At 60.2% G+C, this 20,956-nt stretch carries 14 protein-coding genes and 1 pseudogene; 9 read left to right on the top strand and 6 right to left on the bottom strand.

Features of this window, described 5'->3' with window-relative positions:
• Window positions 1-34: 34 nt before the first annotated feature.
• The 7 genes and pseudogenes from IPP03_07790 to IPP03_07760 all read left to right on the top strand — a co-directional run bounded on the left by IPP03_07790 (window position 35) and on the right by IPP03_07760 (window position 6,250).
• Window positions 35-1,320 (top strand): annotated as a pseudogene (locus tag IPP03_07790) (hypothetical protein).
• A gap of 158 nt (window positions 1,321-1,478) precedes the next feature.
• A complete protein-coding gene (locus IPP03_07785; protein MBL0352547.1) occupies window positions 1,479-2,516 on the top strand; it encodes a prolyl oligopeptidase family serine peptidase in 1,038 nt (345 codons plus the stop codon).
• A gap of 208 nt (window positions 2,517-2,724) precedes the next feature.
• Complete coding sequence (locus tag IPP03_07780; GenBank protein MBL0352546.1) at window positions 2,725-3,093, top strand: hypothetical protein; 369 nt, start codon at window positions 2,725-2,727, stop codon at window positions 3,091-3,093.
• On the top strand, window positions 3,090-3,701 hold the full coding sequence (locus tag IPP03_07775; GenBank protein MBL0352545.1) for a hypothetical protein: 612 nt from the start codon (window positions 3,090-3,092) through the stop codon (window positions 3,699-3,701). The genes IPP03_07780 and IPP03_07775 overlap by 4 nt, the downstream gene beginning before the upstream one ends.
• Before the next feature lie 89 nt (window positions 3,702-3,790).
• Window positions 3,791-5,230, top strand: coding sequence for an aldehyde dehydrogenase family protein (locus IPP03_07770; GenBank protein ID MBL0352544.1), 1,440 nt, complete (start codon window positions 3,791-3,793; stop codon window positions 5,228-5,230).
• Between the two features lie 103 nt (window positions 5,231-5,333).
• Window positions 5,334-5,717 (top strand): dihydroneopterin aldolase, encoded by a 384-nt coding sequence (locus IPP03_07765; protein MBL0352543.1) that lies wholly within the window; start codon window positions 5,334-5,336, stop codon window positions 5,715-5,717.
• Complete coding sequence (locus IPP03_07760) at window positions 5,714-6,250, top strand: dihydrofolate reductase (GenBank protein MBL0352542.1); 537 nt, start codon at window positions 5,714-5,716, stop codon at window positions 6,248-6,250. The genes IPP03_07765 and IPP03_07760 overlap by 4 nt, the downstream gene beginning before the upstream one ends.
• Window positions 6,251-6,307: 57 nt before the next feature.
• Here IPP03_07760 and IPP03_07755 read toward each other — a convergent pair whose 3' ends face one another.
• The 6 genes from IPP03_07755 to IPP03_07730 all read right to left on the bottom strand — a co-directional run bounded on the left by IPP03_07755 (window position 6,308) and on the right by IPP03_07730 (window position 18,158).
• Entirely contained in the window at window positions 6,308-7,534 is a 1,227-nt protein-coding gene (locus IPP03_07755; protein MBL0352541.1) for a DUF1015 domain-containing protein, read from the bottom strand.
• 86 nt (window positions 7,535-7,620) lie between these two features.
• Window positions 7,621-8,823, bottom strand: a complete 1,203-nt coding sequence (locus IPP03_07750; protein ID MBL0352540.1) for an IS4 family transposase — start codon at window positions 8,821-8,823, stop codon at window positions 7,621-7,623.
• A gap of 316 nt (window positions 8,824-9,139) precedes the next feature.
• Window positions 9,140-12,310: a metallophosphoesterase gene (locus IPP03_07745; GenBank protein MBL0352539.1), complete on the bottom strand. Its 3,171-nt coding sequence runs from the start codon at window positions 12,308-12,310 to the stop codon at window positions 9,140-9,142.
• 150 nt (window positions 12,311-12,460) lie between these two features.
• The gene (locus IPP03_07740; protein MBL0352538.1) at window positions 12,461-15,352 is read right to left on the bottom strand and encodes an adenosylcobalamin-dependent ribonucleoside-diphosphate reductase; all 2,892 of its coding nucleotides are present in this window, start codon (window positions 15,350-15,352) and stop codon (window positions 12,461-12,463) included.
• Window positions 15,353-15,557: 205 nt separating this feature from the next.
• On the bottom strand, window positions 15,558-16,739 hold the full coding sequence (locus IPP03_07735; GenBank protein MBL0352537.1) for an acetate/propionate family kinase: 1,182 nt from the start codon (window positions 16,737-16,739) through the stop codon (window positions 15,558-15,560).
• On the bottom strand, window positions 16,740-18,158 hold the full coding sequence (locus IPP03_07730; protein ID MBL0352536.1) for a bifunctional enoyl-CoA hydratase/phosphate acetyltransferase: 1,419 nt from the start codon (window positions 18,156-18,158) through the stop codon (window positions 16,740-16,742).
• A gap of 191 nt (window positions 18,159-18,349) precedes the next feature.
• Here IPP03_07730 and IPP03_07725 point away from each other — a divergent pair, with 191 nt between their 5' ends.
• Together IPP03_07725 and IPP03_07720 are read left to right on the top strand one after the other, a co-directional pair.
• On the top strand, window positions 18,350-20,251 hold the full coding sequence (locus tag IPP03_07725) for an NAD(P)H-dependent oxidoreductase subunit E (protein MBL0352535.1): 1,902 nt from the start codon (window positions 18,350-18,352) through the stop codon (window positions 20,249-20,251).
• Window positions 20,248-20,955, top strand: coding sequence for a (2Fe-2S)-binding protein (locus IPP03_07720; GenBank protein MBL0352534.1), 708 nt, complete (start codon window positions 20,248-20,250; stop codon window positions 20,953-20,955). Before IPP03_07725 ends, IPP03_07720 begins: the two co-directional genes overlap by 4 nt.
• Window position 20,956 lies beyond the last annotated feature (1 nt).

Genomic DNA, 20,956 nt, shown 5'->3' with positions numbered 1-20,956 from the left:
TCGACAAACATCAGGCGCCCGAAGGAGACCGGACATGAACACAAGCGCGGAAAGCCGCAATGCTCCGCCGCTTAGCGAGATCCTGCTCGGCAGAATGCACGCTTACTGGCTGGCCGCCAATTACCTGTCGGTTGGCCAGATCCACCTCTGCGATATAATCCGCTGCTCAAAAAGCCGCTCGAACTGGCCCACATCAAGCCGCGCCTGCTCGGCCACTGAGGAACGACACTTGGGCTCAACTTCATCTACGTGCACCTCAACCGACTGATCAAGAAATACGACCTCGACGTCATCTACATCACCGGCCCCAGTCACGGCGGCCCGGGTCTGGTCGCCAATATGTATCTGGAAGGCACGTACAGCGAGATCTACTCCAACATCTCGCAGGACGAGCACGGCATAAAGCGTCTGTTCAAGCAGTTCTCCTTCCCCGGCGGCATTCCCAGCCACGTCTCGCCTGATACGCCAGGATCGATCCACGTGGGGGGCGAATTGGGCTATGCGCTATCGCATGCCTATGGCACCGCCTTCGACAATCCGGCCCTGATCGTCGCTTGCGTCGTCGGCGACGGCGAAGCCGAGACTGGCTCGATGGCCACCAGCTGGCATTCCAACAAGTTCCTGAACCCGGTGCATGACGGCGCCGTGCTGCCCATCCTGCACCTCAACGGCTACAAGATCGCCGGCCCGACCGTGCTCGCCCGCATCCCGACACCAACACACTCCTCTCGATCACCGACCATTGTCTGCGCAGCCGCAACTACAACAACGTCATCATCGCCGGCAAGCAGCCAGCTCCGCAGTGGCTGGACATGGACGCCGCGATCAAGCATTGCACGGTGGGCATCGGCATCTGGGCATGGGCAAGCAACGACCAGGGTGAGGAACCTGACATCGTGATGACCTGCGCCGGCGATGTACCGACCCTGGAAATGCTGGCCGCCGTCCACTTGCTGCACCAGCATTTCCCGGAATTGAAAATCCGCGCCATCAATGTCGTCGACCTGATGACGCTGCCGGCGCGCTGCGAACACCCGCCTGGCCTACTCGCGGACCGATCACGAAAACCTGCATGTCCGTGGCTACGAGGAAGAAGGTACCACCTCAACTCCCTTCGACATGGTGGTGATGAACGACATCGACCGCTTTCATCTGATCGCCGACGTCATCGACCGCGTGCCCCATCTTGGCTCGCGTGCCGCCTATGCCAAGCAGGCCATCCGCGACAACTTGATCGAGCACCGGGAATACATCGCCAAACATGGCGAGGATCTGCCCGAAGTCCTGAACTGGTCATGGGCTGGACGAGAAGCGGGATAAGCGTGGCAGGATACTGGCAACGAAATCCGCCGGCGAAGCCTGCATTGATGCAAGCGCAGCGCGGTGACTGACTGGGCGGGCCACATCAGGCCAGCAGCCGATGTCGATACGCAATTGGCACTGGGGTTTAACGCCGGGCTAAGCCCGAAAGAGGATCAATGGCAAGACGCACAACCAAAATGCTCTGGACTCGTTCATTCGACCGGACACTGAAGGCGATGACGCGAACGGCAGTGCGCGCCGGGGCAAAAGCAATCAAAGACTCGCTACGCGCCACTCCCACAAGGACCAAACGCACCGTTGCTAAAAAGAAAGTGGCCCCCTCGGCCAACTGGACGACGGGTATCGCCATCGGTATCACCATCACGCGGCGCTACCGACTCTACAAGCCGCCAGGCGTGCGGAGTAACCAGCACCTTCCACTATTGGTCATGCTGCACGGCTGCGGTCAGGATGCCGAATCACTCGCTGTCAGTAGTCGGATGAACCAGATCGCCGCCCGCGAGCGCTTTCTTGTTCTTTATCCGGAGCAGGACCGTCTTGCGAATTTGCATGGCTGCTGGAACTGGTACGACACGCGGACAGGCCGGGCCCAAGCGGAAGAGAACTCGATCAATGCGGCCATCGAGAAGATTTGCCTGACGCAGCCGGTTGACCGCAGCAAGATCGCCCTCGTCGGCATTTCTGCCGGTGCCGGCATGGCGGTGCTGCTGGCGACGCACCATCCGGAGCGTTTTCGCGCCGTCGCCATGCACTCGGGTATCGCTCCTGGCGTCGCCCACTCCTCGGCTAGCGCCGTCAAGGCAATGTTCGGGCAAAGCGCCACCCCTTCGCCGCTGCCGCCGATTGCCGTCAACGTCCGACTGCCGGCGCTACTGGTGATTCACGGCACCGCCGACCCTATCGTCGCGCTAAGCAATGGTAGAGAAGCGGCATTGCGCTGGTCTGAGCGAGTCGGGGCAAAAGCCAGCACGCCGCGCACGGTACAACGCGGCGCACGTTATGCCGCAACCATCACTGATTATCGTAGCCGCAGCCGCGGCCGCCTCGTCGCGACGCTATGCGAAGTCAGTCGCCTCGGTCACGCTTGGAGTGGCGGTGCGGCAGGGTATTCGTACAGCGACCCCAAAGGCCCGGATGCGTCGCGGATGATCTGGACATTTGTTGCCAAGCAGTTCGGGCGAGCGGCGGACTAGAATCTGTTCAGCTGCAGTCGATTATTTCTTCTCGCTCTTTGCAGCATCTGGTGCGCCGCACGGCGCTGGCTGGGCGCATTCATTGCCGCCTTGACCGCCAAGCAGGTGCTGCACGGCGACAACGGCTCGACCTTGAAGGCCATAACGGCGCTGGTGATGCTCAATTGGTTGGGGGCCAAACCCTCGTACTTGCGCCCCCGGGTTAGCGATGACAACGCTTATGCCGAGTCGTTGTTTCGCACCGCCAAGTACCGGCCCGAGTTCCTTACCCAGGGGTTTTACCGATCTCGACGAGGCGCGCGCCCGGGCGGCCGGCTTCGTGCGCTGGTACAACGTCGATCATCGTCACAGCGGTATCCGTTATGTCAGCCCTGCCCAGCGCCATGGTGGCGAGGATCAGAAAATCCTGGCCGCCCGACATGCCCTCTACACCGAGGCCCGCCAACTCAACCCCGCACGCTGGTCTGGCAAGACGCGAAACTGGTCGCCTATCGGGGCTGTCACCCTCAACCCCGAACGCGATTCCATCATCAACACGCATTCGGCAAACCACAATATTCAGCCGCTGGCTGCATGACCGAGGCGACAACTACCTTGACGCGTGCCGGAATCGACAAGACCACCGACAGGCCGATCTTCGATGCGGAAGCGGCCGATTACTGGACCAAGGGCGAGGCCAAGCTGGTTTTCCCGGGGTCGCAGGGCGCGCATAACTGGCATCCGGTGAGCTTCAACCGGCAGACCGGGCTGGTGTTCATTCCGCAGCACACCACCGCCGGCAACCTGGTCTTCCAGGGCACGACGCACGGCGAACTGGTCGCCTATGCCGCCGACAGCAGCAGAAAGCTCTGGCAGCGCGAAGTCAGCAGCGGCGTGGTCGCCGGGCAGATGACCTATGAAGTCAAGGGCGAGCAGTACGTAGCCTTCAACGTCGGCTGGAGCGGCGCCTTCCCGATCACGTTCGGCGCCATCGCCCAGCGCTCGCCGGCTATGCCTGACTCACGCCTGTTCGTCTTCAAACTCCGCCGTACCGCGGCAATGCACGAGGTCAAGCATCGCGTTTTCGTTCCACCGGCACCGCCGCCGCAAACTGCCGACGTCGAGACCGCCCAGGCTGGCATGCCGCCTTCTGGCGACCGCCTGGAGACGGATGACATTGAAAAGATCCGTGCCTTTCTGATCTAGCGGGCGCATGATCTCAAGGACGAACTGACGGCCGCCAGCGTGAAATAGCCATCAGCCATTACAAGACCTCAACTTTCGACGAGAGTGCCATGAATCAATCCACACCCAGCGAACTGCTGATTCCCGCCGAGTTCCGGGAATGCTATGAACTCCAGTTGGCAGCTTACAAGAAGAACCGCAACCCGACCCATGCCGAGCGGGTGGCAGACCTGCGTACCCTGCATCGCCTGCTGGTCGAAAACCAGGATGCGCTGGTCGATGCGGTCAACAAGGACTACGGTTGCCGCTGTGCCTTCGAAACGAAGTTTGCCGAGACCTTCATGGCACAGGAAGCGACGCTCGATGCCATAAAGCATCTGAAAAAGTGGATGAAGCCTCAGAAACGTCATCTCGATCCGACCCAGTTTCCCCTGGCCAAGGCGTGGACCTTCCCGCAACCGGTCGGAGTGGTGGGTATCGTCGTGCCGTGGAACTTCCCGATAGCAATGGCTTTCCAGCCGCTGATCGGCATCTTCGCCGCCGGCAACCGGGCGATGATCAAGATGTCGGGCAACTCCAACCATCTGGCCCACCTGCTCAAGCAGATTTCGCTGAAATATTTCCCCATCGACAAGCTGGCATTCTTCGAGGATGGCCATCATCGCGGCGCCCAGTTTACCTCCTTGCCCTTTGACCACATCTTTTTCACCGGGTCGCCGACGACCGGCAAGTCAGTGATGGTCAATGCCGCGAGGAACCTGACGCCGGTGACGCTCGAACTGGGCGGCAAGTCGCCGTGTGTGGTGGCGCCGGATTATCCGATGCGTACCGCCGCCGAGCGCATCCTCTGGGCCAAGATGCTCAATGCCGGACAGATCTGCACCAACGTCGATTACCTGTTCCTGCCCGAGAACAAGGTCGAGGAATTCATCAGCGAAGCGAAAGCGATCGTCAACAAGCGCTTTTCCGACATCAACAACGGTGACTACACCGCGGTCATCGACCAGGCATCCTACGATCGCCTGCAGGCCACCGCCGCCGATGCCGTTGCCAAGGGCGCCAGGCTGGTCGATCTCTACAGCGGACCGGCAGCCGATGCCGCGCGCCGGATCATGCCGCCGCGCATCGTGATCAACGTCAATGAAGACATGGACATCATGCAGCGCGAGATCTTCGGCCCGCTGCTGCCGATAATGACCTACAGAACGAAGGAAGAGGTGGTCGAGTACGTCGGCGAGCGTCCGCGGCCGCTGGCGTTCTACGTCTACAGCAACGACTTCAACCTGCAGCAGTACTACCTGAACAACACTATTTCGGGCGGTGTTGGCCTCAACGAATCGGTCATCCAGGCCGGCATTCACAGCCTGCCGTTCGGCGGTACCGGCAACAGCGGCATGGGTCATTACCACGGCTACGAGGGATTCACGACCTTCTCCAAGCTGCGTCCGGTGTTCAAGCAAAGCCCGTGGCGCGTGCTCAACCTGTTCGCTCCCCCTTACAACGGCCTGCCGACCAAACTGCTGAACTTCATGATCAAGATGAAGAGCTGAGCAGTTCCCCGTTTATACTTGCCCTTCGTCGCCGGCCTTCTGGGCCGGCGTTGCTTTGGCGAGCGTGCCGCCAGGTTTCGCGAGTATTCAGGAGTGAAGCGCTGTGTTAACCAACCACTGGTGCGCATCGGTCGATGCCACCATCGACTTGCGGACTGGTTGCAATCCGCTGGAGAAGCATGGCCCGCAGGCGGTGAACGTGCATGCGGACGCCTGGGCACCGGTCGCTGTCGTAGCCGATCCGCATGACATCAGACAGGTGATCGACTATGAGGTGATCTTCCTGGCGATCCGCAAGCTCGAAGGCAATCCGCATTCCATCTGCCTGGAAACGAGCATTCTCGAAGTCATGGATGCCATTTTTTCGATGGCGATCGTGACCACGGCCTTTGTCTCAATGCACAAGCCGCATGTTTACAACGGGCAGGGCACGCCGGCGATCTCGCTGTCGCTAACCCGCGAGCAGTGGGAGACGCGGCGGGCATGATCGCTGCGATCGGTGCCGTGGCGAGCAACAGCGTGGTCGGGCTGGACGGCTGGCTGCCGTGGGACATCCCGGAGGAACTTGCCTATTTCGAGAGAACCGTCGCCAGGGCGGCGCTGGTCATCGGTCGCCTGACCTACGAGTCGATGGATGTCGTGCCGCCCGACTCGTTCGTCGTCAGCAACCGGCCCGGCCTGGCGCTGCGTCCGGGTTGCCTCCAGGTGGATTCGGTCGAAAAAGGACTGTTGACCGCAACAGCCACCGGAAAGGATGTTTTCGTGATCGGTGGCGCGTCGATCTACGTCGCCGCCTGGCCCTACTGCCAACGCTTCTACCTGACACGTATCGGGATGCCGTTCGCCGGCGACACGCTCTTTCCGGCAAGCATTCCGCTTGAGCGGTGGACGGTGATCAGCGACGTGCGGAAGACTTATCGCGAGCGGAAATCAGGCAGCGCGGTCGAGTGCCGCTTCCTGCAATACGAGCAGCCTCACCCGCGCCGGCTGCCTGGGGCCGCTCCGCCACCAGCGGGTTGAGCAGCGGGTCGAATTCCGGCGTGCGCCGCGCAGCCTTCGGCCAGACGACCAGGTCCATCAGTCGATGATGTGCGAAACCAGGCCGTCGGCGAGTTTCGGCTCGAACCAGGTCGATTTCGGCGGCATGACCTGGCCCGAATCAGCGACCGCCATCAGGTCGCCCATCTGCGTCGCGTGCACGGCGAAGGCGACCGCCATCTCGCCGCCATCGACGCGGCGTTCGAGTTCCGCCGGGCCGCGAATGCCGCCAACGAAATCGATGCGCTTGTCGCGGCGCAGGTCGCCGATAGCGAGCACGGGTTCCAGCAGATGCTCCGAAAGCAGGCTGACATCGAGCCGGCGCACCGGGTCGTCCAGGGGGATGAGGGTCGGATCGATCTCCAGCCGGTACCAGCGTCCGCCGAGGTACATACCGACGACGCCGGGTTTCTCCGGCCGCACGCGTTCAGCCACCGGGGTGATGGCAAAGCGTTCGCCGATGCGGGCAAGAAAGTCCGCGACTGACAGGCCGTTCAGATCGCGCACAACCCGGTTGTAATCGAGGATACGCATCTGTTGCGCCGGAAAGATGACCGCCAGGAAGTACTCGGCGCCAGTGGCGGTGGCTTGCCCGCGGTGGCTGGCGGCGACGCGCGAAGCCGCCGCCGAGCGGTGGTGGCCGTCGGCGATGTAGAGGCTGGGCATGGCATCGAAAGTGGCGGTCAGGGCGGCGATCGCGGATGCATCGTCGATCAGCCAGACGGTGTGACGCACGCTGTCGGCCGTGACGTCGGCGACGGGAACGAAGCGGGTCGCCCGCGCGATGAGGTCATCCGCCGCCTGTGATTCAGGATAGGCCAGCAGCACCGGGCCGGTCTGTGCAGATAGTGCCTCGATCTGGCGCACGCGGTCGTCTTCCTTGTCGGGGCGGGTGAACTCATGCTTGCGGATGCGGTTGCTGTCGTAGTCGGCGACCGAAGCGGCGGCGACGAGCCCGGTCTGGACATGCTCGCCCATGGTCAACCGGTAGGCGTAATAGCAGGGCGTCGGATCGCGGATCAGGATGCCGTCGGCGATCAGGCGGCAAAAATTCTCGGCCGATTTGGCGTAGACCGCGGGGGAATAGGGGTCGGTATCGACCGGCAGATCGATCTCGGCCTTGGAGATGTGCAGGAAGTTCAGCGGGTTGCCGGCGGCGCGCGCACGGGCCTCGGCGCTCGACAGCACGTCGTAGGGCGGGGCGGCGACATCGGCGGCACGGTCGGGAACTGGGCGCAGTCCGCGAAAGGGCTGGATAAGTGGCATATCTATACTCTTGAAGGATTGCTGATGGAGGGCTGGGTTTGGAGATTTCGTGGGCAGCAATCGTGCTCCGTCCCTGAGGTTTCCCCTCATATAAATGCCATATGAGAAGCCTGTTGAGCTTGGTGCCGGAGAATCGGAACAGCGTCTTTCGGGCGAATTTGGTTAAGCCAGGAGGGCCCGGCATCGATGACTCGACGAGCCAATGTGATGGCTGAAATCTCTTTGTGCTTTAGACCGGGCACACTCTGGAAGAACCTCTGTATCCCGCTCTGCTGGGCGCACTCGCCGATCAGGCGCATCAGCCAGTGGGTCAAGTGAGCAATCAACAGCAGAATCTCAAGTCGCTTGCCCGAGCGTGATCGCGAAGCGCTAAAGCCAAGACCAAGCCGCTCGTTCTTGAGATCACGAAAGGATTCCTCAATGGTCATTCGTCGGGAGTACTGGTCAATAATCGTCTCGGGACTCGCTTTTGGAAATGCTGGAGAACAGGCCAGCAGCCATGGCTCTCTGGCACCACGAGCCGCCTTGATCGAGCTATGGGAGCGCGAATGTTTGCCCGTCCGCGTGTGATGGTGGCGCCTTTTGGCTTCGCGTTTAACCAGCACCAACCGACAGTCTGTCGGATGGCTACGAACGTATCGGGCATTGTCGAAGGCTTGGGCGCACGGCGTGGCATCCGGGAAAACCTCGGTGCAGCGCTTCCATGGACCTTCGGTAATACTGACCCTGTCTTTGCCACGGATGCGTCCGATCCACGGCCAATGATGTTCCGTGACCAAGTCGAACCAGGTCGAGTGAAAACCGGCATCGGTGATGAGGGTCGGAGTGCACCCGTCGGGCAGCAGCTTCGCCAAACAATCCAGAAACCGACGATGCACCGCCTGATTACCATACAGTCGTTGCGCGTGAATTTCCTCGTACAGCGTCACACTGCGGCCCTTGACGGCGATGCTGGCACGCAGCAGATGCCAGCGTTGATCGGTCGTGGCGTCCGACCAATCGATCACCACCAGCACATTATCGAGATCGGTCAGCCAACGTGACGCCACCTCACGATAAATCTCGGTCCTTGTGATGTGCAACGAGGTATTTCCCAGCAGACGGTCAATGCGCTTGACTCGATGACGCATCGACGTCGCCGACTGCACAGACCGCGCAAGCTGACTCAAGCTCAAGCGACCACCTCGCAGCGCACTGCCTACCGCCGCCTCAACCGCACAGGCCAATTTGACATGCAGGCTCGACAGACACCCCGCCAGCATTCCGACTATCATCTTCTTCGCACTCATGATCCGCCAACCCTTGACGATTTACCCAAAGCAACGAGTCTACTCCTCATTCTCCGCGTGAATATTTATCTTCAACCTGTTGAATAAGTCGTAAACCATGAGGGGAAACCTCAGGGTCCGTCCCCGATTACTCCTGAACGAAATGTGCCGATTCCTACGGTCGACTGCGGAAAATGGGCAAAATTTGCTTTTGGATTTAAGGCGGGGGATTGTGACCGATCGAATCAGACACCTGCCTTTAGTTCAAGCGGTGTGTCATCACTGCCCGAGCAAAAGGCAAAGACATCGAAATCACCCACTCCTTTTCTCCAATGGGCTATTTGTCTCTGTTCTTCGCGTAGCGCTGATTTACCGTCTGCAACATCGACTGGTTGTTCATCATGAAGGAGTTCTGCAGCCTCGATAGCAGGCTCTTGGTGTTTCTTGGTGACTTATTCTTTCCCGGTAGCTTCTTCGTAGACTGGGAGTTGAGCTCGATTTCCCGTTGCCCTCGAACATCAATGCCCACCGTTGCTGACAGTCTGTTCCGATCAGCAAGTTGCAGCGAGAACATATAGAGGTGCCTGGCCACGAGCCCCTGTAGTAGTTTGTAACCGAAATAGTTTTTCTCTAACTTCTCGGATAAGGCCTTGATCTGTTCAATCGGAGGATTGTTGGGGTAGCTGAGCTTAGATGCGACTGCCACCAACTCATACGACATTCCCCCGTTTCCCTGAGCCACTTGGTCGATTGTGTCCACTAGCTTGGGTGAGCCGATGATTTCACCTTGACGGCTTATAAACGAATCCGCAACAGCCCCAAGCACCGAGAAAATGAAGCGCTTCGCTATACGGTCAGCTTTCTCCTTAGGTACATTTGGGTTGTTTTTGTGCAGGCGATTTGAGACCTCCAGCAGCAGGCCTTCCGGCTCCGAATTGACCAGCGTATTAAAGAAATTGACCCCCCTAAGCGGGGCATCAAACAGTCGTTTCATCAGGTCGAGCTTCACATTTCTAACAATTGACCCATAGCGCCCCTTCAGAACCTGCCCGAGTATCTCGCTGGTCTTAAACAGAAGGTTCAGTTGGGCTATCTGATCAAGCTCGCTGATTGACGACACTTCGCTGCCGGGAGACCTTTCAGGAAGCTGTGCGGCCGCATCATCAGATTTTCTGACTTCCCTGTTGTTTTCGACTACGTCTGAGGTGTCCACAACAATTTTCGCCCGATCACTCACCCAAGTGTTCAAGATCTCAGCATCCCTCTCAAGCTCCAGGACCGGCACATCACTCAGAATCTCTGCTAGCAATCCCGCAATTTCTTGGATTACCCAATTTGCTTGATTGTGATGCGTGAGGAACAGCACAATGTTCGCGTTGTCCTTAAGATACAGATGCTGGCACAAATGCTTTATGGTGTCTTTCAGTTCAGGCTGGTCGTCACAGTGGATGGACAAATACTTCGCGACAAAGAAGTAATCCAAGTACGCATACGCGAACGAATATTGGTCGTTGCGCTTAAGCAGGATTTTCGACGCTTCAAGCAGTTCAATGCGCTTAAGCGGATCCGTCCTGTGAACATGCTCGGAAAACCATGTGTTGAAGTTGAACAACTCCTCTAGGCTGAAATGTTTTACCTTCTTCTGGAACATCGCCCAAGCGAGGTAGGTAAGATAGCTTTCTATCTCATCAAGTTCGTCTGCCCTGACTTTCGCTACCATCAGCGAATGCCGGAACATATATTCGTAGTATTGGGCCATTCCAGCGTTGGCTAGTGCTCCCTTTTCGTTTACCTCTATTGTCTGCAGTAGAACAAGGGTGTTAAATGCCGTCATCGGCACCAACCCTTTGCCCAAAACGCTGTTGATGATTTGTTCGGAGTCGAAAACCTTCTCCTGCAACTCTGCCTGACTGAACTCCTGGCCAACCTCGTACCAGCGCCGGATAAGATCGTGCCGCAGCTTGAAGCCGAAGCCCAGCATCCGAAAATCCTTATAGTCCGTCATTGCTCCGGCGGCCTCTGCAGAAGCAACAATCGTCACCTCGTACGTCTCGCCGGCAGTAAGGATGATTCGGCCAAACTGGCTCTCGATGTTTTTCAGTGCGCGAGCAAGCACATCGCCTCTAGCGCCAATCCCGTCGACTTTATCAACCAAAGCAACCTTTTCGACGAAAGGTGCTTGCGCATACTTGGCCTTCGCATCTGCTCCGTAAAACGCTTCGACGCGTTGATCGACGACCCTCAAGAACTGCTCACTATTCCCCGTAGCCTCTGCGGCGTTCAGCATTACCGGTGCAAGCCCCAACCGGTGGAATTCTGTGAGAAGGTGCTTAAGAAGAGTCGTCTTCCCAAACTGCTCATCTCCGTAGACGATAACCTTTCTGTACTTATCAACAGCTTGTAATAGGAGTTCTGAGCAGAGCGTCTCCGGTTTCTCCTTGTCTGTGCTGGCCTCAATGAGGTCCGGGTATACAAACACGTCTGAAAGCTGGACGTGTTCCTTTCTGGGGTGGTTGAACGAGGCATCAAGCGAGCCCAGTCGTTCCTTTGCATCATCTGTGAGATGGAAGCCATTCTTAGATTTGCGCTTTGGGATCTGCACGTGGCTGTCCCAATAGGCACTACCATTTGTTGGCAGGTAATGAGTGTCTTTCCACTCAAAGCTTTCCTGCGCTACCGTTTCGGCATCCATATCCAGTAGTGCCACCGAAAACGCAGACTTTTCTTTCGAATACAATGCCGGTGCCTCCAGCATAATCACCGAGTGGTTTTTGAAGTCCGTAACGACATTTGCGTTCGTGCTATGTTCGTGGCCCGACATGACTATCTGATAATGGGTTCTAACCATCTGGCGCAAAGGGTGGTACGTGGTTTGCGCGTACCAGTTCAGCGGATGGTGGAGCAACAGGATATTGAACGTAGCAGTGTCTTCCTGAATTTCCGTGTATTTGTCAATTGGAAAAACCAATTCACCCTTGGATTCCGGCACAGTGGACATCCAACTCGCGCTTAGCGAACTGAACCGTATCGTTTTCTCTCCGACCTCAAATCTATAATCTCGCCACAAAGGGTCAGTCGAGGTTACGCCGTCGTGCGCCACTTCTTCTGCGAAAGCGTAATAATGGACCAACGGCTCCGTGCACGCCTCGACAAAATCAGAATCGCTGCTCTTCTTGTTATCTACCCTGATCTGTTCGATGATGGCTTTGCGGGTGCTCTTCGCATTCTTGAACATCCCATCGTGGTTTCCAGGCGTTACCACTACGTTAATCGGCCGCTTCAAGTCATGCCCAAGAGATATCTTAAGGTTATGTAGAAAATTCTTGGCTATGACGAATTCAGCCTCGTTGCCCGATTGTGTGATATCGCCCGTGTAGGCAATAAATATGCATTCAGCCTGAGCCGTGATAGGCCTGACAGTGGCGGCAATCTGCTCATATTTTTCTGCAACAGAATGGTCGGTTGCCTCGATGTGGCTATCACTTAGGTGGATGATGATGGCTTTCATGGCTTCAGGTCGTCCATTCAGATAAATGCTTCGAAGAAATAGTGAAATACTCTGCAGAGGTTTTGAGACTGAGATTGGTGGCGATCAGCAAGCCTTACACTTTAGGGTGCGTAACCCATACAAAGGTGTTTTGCCTGAAACGAACTGCTATCAGCCGCAGGTCCCCACCGCGCCGCAGGCGGTGCAGAAGTCACAGCCGTCCTTGCGGATCATGGTGTGGTTGCCGCATTCGCTGCACAGCTTGCCCTGCGTTGGGTGCACGGTATTGCTGGCGTCTTCCGGCGCCTTCAGGATGCCCATCTGCTGGAGCGGGAAGCCGTTGTCGTCGAGGATGCGGAGCATCGCGTAGCGATGGATGATGAGCTGGGCGATGTAGGCGACGGTCGACGGGTAGGTCTGCTGTTTGCGTGAGCCGGGGACGAAGGCCATGAAGTCGCCGAGCGGTTCCGGGTAGTCGAGGAGCTTGCGCAGCTTCATGCCGATCCAGGCCGGATCGAGGACGCGCATGTCGAGTGACAGCAGCTTGCACAGACCGTCGAGGGCGCGCGGATAGTTGCCGGACAGCCACATCGAATAGGGGCGGGTGACGCCGTCGGGCAGGGTGATTTCCTTGAGCCCGAGGACGAAATCCTCGCCGGTGGAGGGATTGCTGACGTCGACCGTCCACGACAGCGTGCCGTCGGTGCCGGTTTTCGGTTCCTTGGCGCTGAACAGGGCATCCTTCACCGGAGTCGGGCCTTCGTGCTTGAAGGCACCGAGCTGTTCGCACCGCCAGCGGATGATCTGGGCCAGCGCCGAGACGACCGACGGCACGCGCTTGCGCTCGCCGTGCGGCGGCATCGGCATCTCGAAGGATTCGCCGGGGGTCTTGGCCAGCGCGTCGAGCTTCATTTCCAGCCAGCCGTGGTCGTTGGCGCGCATGTCCATCGACAGGGTCTTGGCCAGCGCGCCGAGGCCGCGTGGCTCGGCGGGGCCATTGGCCCACACCTCGAAGGGCCAGGCGCGGCCTTCGGGCTCGACGTGGCCGACGAACAGCGCGAACTTGCCGATCGGCGAATCGAGCATGTAGGTCCAGCACAGGTTGCCTTCCGGCAGGTTGGGGCGGTTCGGCCAGCGCAGGCTGGAAAGCACCGGAGCGGGCAGGTCCTTGATCGACATCCGGCGGTTGGCGTCGTAAACGAAATCCTGCGGCGATTTGGCGTCGACCGCAGCGGCCTCGGCGACGCTCGGCTCGACCGACAGCACCGAGCCAAGAACGCTGTTCGGGCGGTAGGTGGCCAGCCCCTTGAGGCCGGATTTCCAGGCGCTCATGTAGAGATCCTGGAAGTCTTCGTAGGGGTACTCCGCCGGCACGTTAACCGTCTTCGAGATCGAGGTGTCGATGTACGGCGCGACGGCGGCGACCATATCCTTGTGGGCGGCAGCCGAGATTTCCAGCGCAGTGACGAAATAATCGGGCAATTTGGTGACGTCGCCGCCCTGGTGGCGGTAGAGGCGCCAGGCATAATCCTCGACTGAATACTCCTTGAGGGTGCCGTCAGGCATGCGCTTCTTGCGGCTGTAGGTCCACGAGAAGGGCGGCTCGATGCCGTTCGAAGCATTGTCGGCGAAGGCCAGCGAAATGGTACCGGTCGGCGCGATCGACAGCAGGTGTGAGTTGCGCAGGCCGTGCTTGCGGATCTCGGCCTTGATCTCGCTGGGCAGGCGCGAGGCGAAGTTGCCGCCGGAGAGATAGAGTTCGGCATTGAACAGCGGGAAGGCGCCGCGTTCCCTGGCCAGTTCGACCGAATAGAGATAGGCGCTGTCGCGCATGAATTCGGTGATGCGGGTGGCCATGGCGCGGGCCACGGGCTTGTCGTAACGCAGGCGCAGCATGGCCAGGGCATCGCCGAGGCCAGTGTAGCCAAGGCCGACGCGGCGCTTGTTGGCGGCTTCCTGAGCCTGGCGCTCGAGCGGCCAATGGGTGGCGTCGAGGACGTTGTCGAGCATGCGGGTCGACACGCGAACGACTTCGGCGAAACCGTTGAAATCGAAGCTGGCCTTGTCGGAGAAGACATCCTTGACGAACAGCGTCAGGTTGATCGACCCCAGGCAGCAGCAGCCATAAGGCGGCAGCGGCTGCTCGGCGCAGGGATTGGTGGCCTCGATCACTTCGCAGTAGTTGAGGTTGTTGTCCTTGTTCATCCGGTCGAGGAAGAGGATGCCGGGCTCGGCATGATCGTAGGTGGATTTCATGACCTGGTCCCACAGGTCGCGGGCGCGCAGCTTGCGGTAGATCCACATGCCGTCGTCGCGCTGGTAGGCGCCCGACTGCTTCATGTCGGTATTGGGTTCGGCGCGATGAAGCAACTCGACATTGCCATCGCTGTCGACCGCTTCCATGAAGGCATCGGTAACGCCGATCGAAATGTTGAAATTGGTCAGGTCGCCATGATCCTTGGCGTGGATGAAGTCCTCGATGTCCGGATGGTCGCAGCGCAGCACGCCCATCTGGGCGCCACGCCGGGCGCCGGCCGATTCGACGGTCTCGCAGGAGCGGTCGAAGACACGCATGTACGACACCGGGCCGGAAGCGCGCGACTGGGTACCCTTGACGTGGGCCCCCTGCGGGCGGATGCTCGAAAAGTCATAGCCGACACCGCCGCCGCGGCGCATGGTTTCGGCGGCCTGGGCGAGTGCCGCGTAGATGCCGGGCTTGCCGTCGACGGTTTCGACGATCGAATCGCCCACTGGCTGCACGAAGCAGTTGATCAGCGTGGCATGCAGATCGGTGCCGGCGGCGGAGTTGATGCGGCCGGCCGGGATGAAACCGCTTTCCTGGGCCCACAGGAAGCGCGCTTCCCATTGGGCGCGATCCTTTTCCGGTTCGACCTGGGCAAGCGCGTAGGCGACCCGGCGGCGCACGTCGTGGACGTTAGTTTCCTTGCCCTTCGCATATTTTTCGATCAGCACCTCGCCGGAAATCTCCTGCTCGGGGAGTGGGGCGAACTGCGGAGGGGCGGGGATGTCGGTCAGCGAGAGTTGTTCGGAAACTGGGCTCATGGGATGCTCCTCGGCATGGTGTTGATTGTCGGGTTGTGACGTCTTCGAATGTTGCAAAGCTACTATATATAGTGGTTCAAGGCAATATGTTGACTATATATAGTGTTTTTCGCATATTCCATCACGCCGTGCCGATGCCCCGGAAGGCCCGAAAAATAAAGCCCCGGGGGCTTGCGGCACCGGGGCTTCGTACGAAAAATTCTGTTCAGAGATCGAGGAGGACCTGTGCGTGATGAGCGATCATCCACTCTTCGTTGGTCGGGATAACCAATATTTCGATCAGGCTGCCCGCAGTGGAAATGCGTGGATGATCTGCGGCGTTGGCCGCTTCGTCCAGTTTGCCGCCGAGCCAGCCGAGCCGGGTGCAGACGCGGCGGCGCACCTCGGCGGCGTGCTCGCCGATGCCGCCGGTGAACACGAGGGCGTCAAGCCCGTCGATTGCCGCGGCCAGCGACCCGACTTCGCGCACGAGACGGTAGCAGTAGAGATCGATGGCTTCCTCGGCCTCCGGCTCGCCGCAGGCCAGCAGCATGCGCATGTCCTGGCTGATGCCGGAAACGCCAAGCAGTCCGGATTCCTTGTAAAGCAGATGTGACAGCTCGGCCGAGCCCAGGCCCTTGTTGTCCATCAGATAGAGCAGCACGCCGGGGTCGATGGCGCCGCTGCGGGTACCCATCATCAGGCCGTCGATGGCGGTGAAGCCCATCGTCGAGACGACGCTCCGGCGCTCGACCATGCCGCACAGCGATGACCCGTTGCCGAGATGCGCGACGATGACGCGACCATCGGCGCGCGCCGTATGGTCCGGCAGTACGCGGGCGATGAACTCATAGGACAGCCCGTGGAAGCCGTAGCGCTTGATGCCCTCGGCCGCCAGGGCGCGCGGGATGGCAAAGGCCTGGGCAACCGGCGGGTTGGTGCGATGGAAGGCGGTGTCGAAGCAGGCGACCTGGCGGACGTCGGGTGCCACAATGGCGATGGCCCTGATGCCGTTGAGGTTGTGCGGCTGATGCAGTGGAGCCAGCGGGATGAATTGCTCGAGTTGTTGCAGGCTGTTGCGGTCGACCACCATCGGGGCCGAGAAAAGCTCGCCGCCATGCACGACGCGGTGACCGACGGCGGCGAGCGTCCAGCCGGCGTGGTTCGCGCGTAGCCAGTGCAGCAGGAAATTCAGGCTCGCCTGGTGCTGCGCTTCCTGCTCGCCTTGGAGGTCGAGGGGGATTTCGTGCCTGCCCGCCGGGTTCCTGGCGATCAGCTTGGCCTCGGCGCCAATGCCGTCGATCTGGCCGGAGACAACCGGCTGGCTTTTCAAGCCGCCGTCGAGCTCGAACAGCGCGAACTTGATCGACGACGAGCCGGCATTGATGGTCAGGATGCCGCGTGCCATCTATCCGGCTGCCCGGTTGCGGTAGGCATGGGCGACGAGCGCGGCGATCACGCACGAGGCGGTTCGTGTCTCGGCGCTGTCGGCGCGGCTGGTCAGGACGATCGGTACCCGCGTGCCGAGCACGATGCCGGCGGTCAGTGCGTTGGCCAAGTATTCAAGCTGCTTGGCGACCATGTTGCCGGATTCAAGATCCGGAACGATGAGAATTTCCGCGTATCCGGCGACTGCCGACTTGATGCCCTTGGTTTTGGCCGCGATGATCGAAACCGCATTGTCGAAGGCCAGCGGGCCATCAAGGATGCCACCGGTTATCTGGCCACGGTCGGCCATCTTGCATAGCGCCGCCGCATCAAGGGTTGACTGGATTTTCGGGTTGACCGTCTCGACAGCCGAAAGGATGGCCACCTTAGGCTCGGGAATGCCGATGATGTGCGCCAGTTCGATGGCATTCTGGATGATGTCGACCTTGTCTTCGAGCGTTGGCGCGATGTTGATCGCGGCGTCGGTGATCAGCAACGGACGATGGTAGGACGGCACGTTCATCACGAAAACGTGGCTGATGCGGCGCGCGGTACGCAGGCCGTTGGCGCGCGAGACGACTTCGGCCATCAGTTCGTCGGTGTGCAGGCTGCCCTTCATCAGGGCCTCGGCATCGCCAGTGCGGACCAGCGAAACGGCAATCGCCGCCGCGTCATGGCTGTGCCGGGCATTGACGATCCGTACCCCGTTGAGGTCGATGCCGAATTCTTCGGCCACCGAACGGATCTTGGCTTCCGGACCGACCAGGATCGGTTCGATGATGCCTTCGTGGAAGGCGATAATCGGGCCTCTCAGCGATTCCCGGTCGCACGGGTGGGCTACCGCCATCGGAATCGGCTCCAGACCGCGGACCAGCGACAGCATCTGCAGAAAGCGTTCGTGCTTGTCGTCTACGCTGACCAGTGGGTGATGGACCTCCTCCATGCGCGAGATCTTTTCCGTCGGCGCCAGAACCTCGGCCGTTCCGCGCACAACCTGCAGGTTTTCCTGGTTGGTGCACACGCAGTCGAGGATGACATGCTTGTTGTGATCGAATTTCTGTTTGGCGGTCATCGTGATGGTGATGGTGTCGCCGATCGTTACCGGTCGCGCAAAATGCAGGGTCTCGGTGATCAGGATGGTGCCGGGGCCGGGAAACTGGGTGCCGAGCACCGTGGCGATCAGCGAGGCGCTCCACATGCCGTGGGCCATGACCTCGCGGAACATGCCGCTCTGGGAGTACTGTTGGACCGCGGAGCGACTGTTCATAGTCCCGGACAGGACGGCAAACAGCTTGATATCCTCGGGCATCAGCGTGCGCGAGAGGCTGGCGCAATCGCCGATCTGGATCTCGTCGTAAGTCTTGTTGACGATATGTCTTTTCTCGCTGCCTTCAGCCATTGCCGTGCTCCTCGGGATTCATTGCAAATTTTAACCAGTATAGTATGCTGCATTGCAGCAAACAACATCGCTTGCTTGCGACGGTCGGGGCGGGTCGGCGTGTCAGTCACGGTGCCGGGTTCGCGCGGGACGCCGGGGTTGCATCGGGGCTGCGCTCGATGCGGTAGTAAAACTTTTTCGCGGAGGTTGTCGTGCCACTCGACGAATTGCATGCGGGTGCGGTCGCCGGGATTGTGGACCGCGTTGTTACACGCTATCGGCACGATCCCACCTGCATCGTGCAGATCCTGCGCGAGGTGCAGGAAGCCTGCGACTGGATTCCGCCGGAGGCGATCGACCGCATGCAGACCACCCTCGGTGTCCCGCGCACCAAGATCGAGGGCGTTGCCGGCTTCTACTCCTTTTTCCATACGCAGCCGCGCGGCAAATACCGTGTCCTGTTCTCGGACAACATCACCGACCGCATGCTGGGCAGCAAGGCGTTGATGGACCGCCTCTGCAACAATCTGTGGATCGAGCGCGGCAAGGTCTCGGAAGACGGTCTGGTCAGCGTCGGTCAGACGGCCTGCACCGGCATGTGCGATCAGGGGCCGGCGCTGCTGGTCAACAACTACGCCGTGGCGGGGTTGACCGCGGCGCGGATCGATGAAATCGCCGAACTGATCCGCAACAAGGTGCCGCTCGCCGAATGGCCACCCGCGTATTTCAGGATCGAGGACAACATCCGGCGCGCCGACATCCTGCTCGACAGCGACCTGAAGCCGGGCGACGCCTTGCTGGCGGCAGTCGCGCGGGCGCCAGGCGAAGGGTTGCTGGCATCCAACATGCGTTCGTGGCGCGAGGGGCTGCCCGCCGGGTTGAGTGGCCCGATCGCGATGCTCGACGAGATCAGACGGGCCAACCTGCGCGGGCGCGGCGGGGCCGGCTTCACGACCGCACTGAAATGGGATGCTTGCCGCAACGCGCAGTTGAAGGCGGGGCAACAGCGCGTCGTCGTCTGCAATGCGGACGAGGGCGAACCGGGGACCTTCAAGGATCGCGTGCTGCTCGCCAGGTACCCGGATCTCGTCTTCGAGGGCATGACCGTGGCCGCCTACGCGGTCGGCGCCAGGCGCGGATTCGTCTATCTGCGCGGCGAATACCGCTACCTGCTCGACCACCTCAATGCCGTACTGGCGCACCGACGCCGCGAGAAGCTTCTCGGCAAGGACATACTCGGCATCCCGAAGGTTGATTTCGACATCGAGATTCATGTCGGCGCCGGCGCCTATATCTGCGGCGAGGAGTCGGCGCTGATCGAGTCGCTCGAAGGCAAGCGCGGCACCCCGCGCAACCGGCCGCCGTTCCCGGTGACCAACGGCTATCTCGATCAGCCGACGATCGTCAACAACGTCGAAACCTTTGCTGCGGCCGCGTTGATCGCGCTGAACGGCGGCGACTGGTACGCCGGCATCGGTACCAGACACTCGGCCGGGACCAAGATACTGTCGGTTTCCGGCGACTGCGCGCGGCCGGGCATCTACGAATACCCGTTCGGCATCAGCGTGCGCCAGGTGCTGGAAGATTGCGGCGCCCGCGATACGCAGGCCGTGCAGGTCAGCGGGCCGTCCGGCATCTGCGTGGCGCCGTCCGAATTCGACCGGATCATCGGCTTCGAGGACATCCCGACCGCCGGGGCGTTCACCGTTTTCGACAACAGCCGCGACATGTTCGAGGTCGCGCGCAATTACGTGCATTTCTTCCAGCACGAGAGTTGCGGCTTCTGCACGCCGTGTCGGGTCGGCACCTCGCTGCTCAGGAACCTGATGGACAAGTTGCACAACGGTCACGGTTCGCCCTACGACTTCGCCGAAATCGAGAAGCTCAACCAGTTGCTGCAGTCGATGAGCCACTGCGGCCTGGGCCATACCGCGTGCAATCCGGTGCTCGATACCATCGCCAAATTCAGGCCGGCCTACGACCGGCGCATGGAGCACAATGATTTCTCGCCGGCCTTCGATCTCGACCGCGCACTTGCCGCGGCACGGCAGATGACCGGGCGCGACGATGCGGCGGCACACATCATCAGCGGGAGTTTTGGGGAGGACGCATGAGCCAGACATTCACGATCGACGGCAGGATCGTCCCCTTCGCCGAGGGCCAGACGATCCTTCAGGCGGCGACCGCTGCCGGGGTCTTCATCCCGCACCTTTGCTACCACCCCGATTTCAAGCCGCATGGTTCGTGCAAGCTGTGCACGGTCAAGGTCAATGGCCGGCATACGGCATCGTGCACGATGCGGGCAATGGCCGGCATGGTGGTCGACAGCGATACCGAGGAAATCAATGGCGAACGCCGGGCCCTGACCCAGATGCTGTTCGTCGAGGGTAATCATTTCTGCCCCTCGTGCGAGGTGAGCGGCAACTGCCAGTTGCAGGCCACGGCTTACCACCTGGGCATGATGAGCCCACACTACGACCACTTTTTCCCGAATCGCGCGGTCGACGCCTCACATCCCGAAATTCTGCTCGATTTCAACCGCTGCATCCTCTGCTCGCTGTGTGTGCGCGCCAGCCGCGATGTCGATGGCAAGAACGTCTTCGCCCTTTCCGGGCGCGGGATCGCGACGCACCTGATCGTCAACGCCAAATCCGGCCAGTTGGGCGATACCAATTTCTCGCCGGCCGACAAGGCAGCGCAGGTATGTCCGGTCGGCGTCATCCTGAGAAAGCGCAAGGGCTTTGCCGTGCCGATTGGTGAGCGCACCTACGACAAGAAGCCGATTGGCGAGATTGTCGAAACCAGTGGGAGTCGCTGAC

The sequence above is a fragment of the Candidatus Dechloromonas phosphoritropha genome, assembly GCA_016722705.1.
Taxonomy (GTDB): domain Bacteria; phylum Pseudomonadota; class Gammaproteobacteria; order Burkholderiales; family Rhodocyclaceae; genus Azonexus; species Azonexus phosphoritrophus.
The sequence above is the reverse complement of the archived record's forward strand: the minus strand, read 5'-3'. Positions and strand labels throughout refer to the sequence as shown.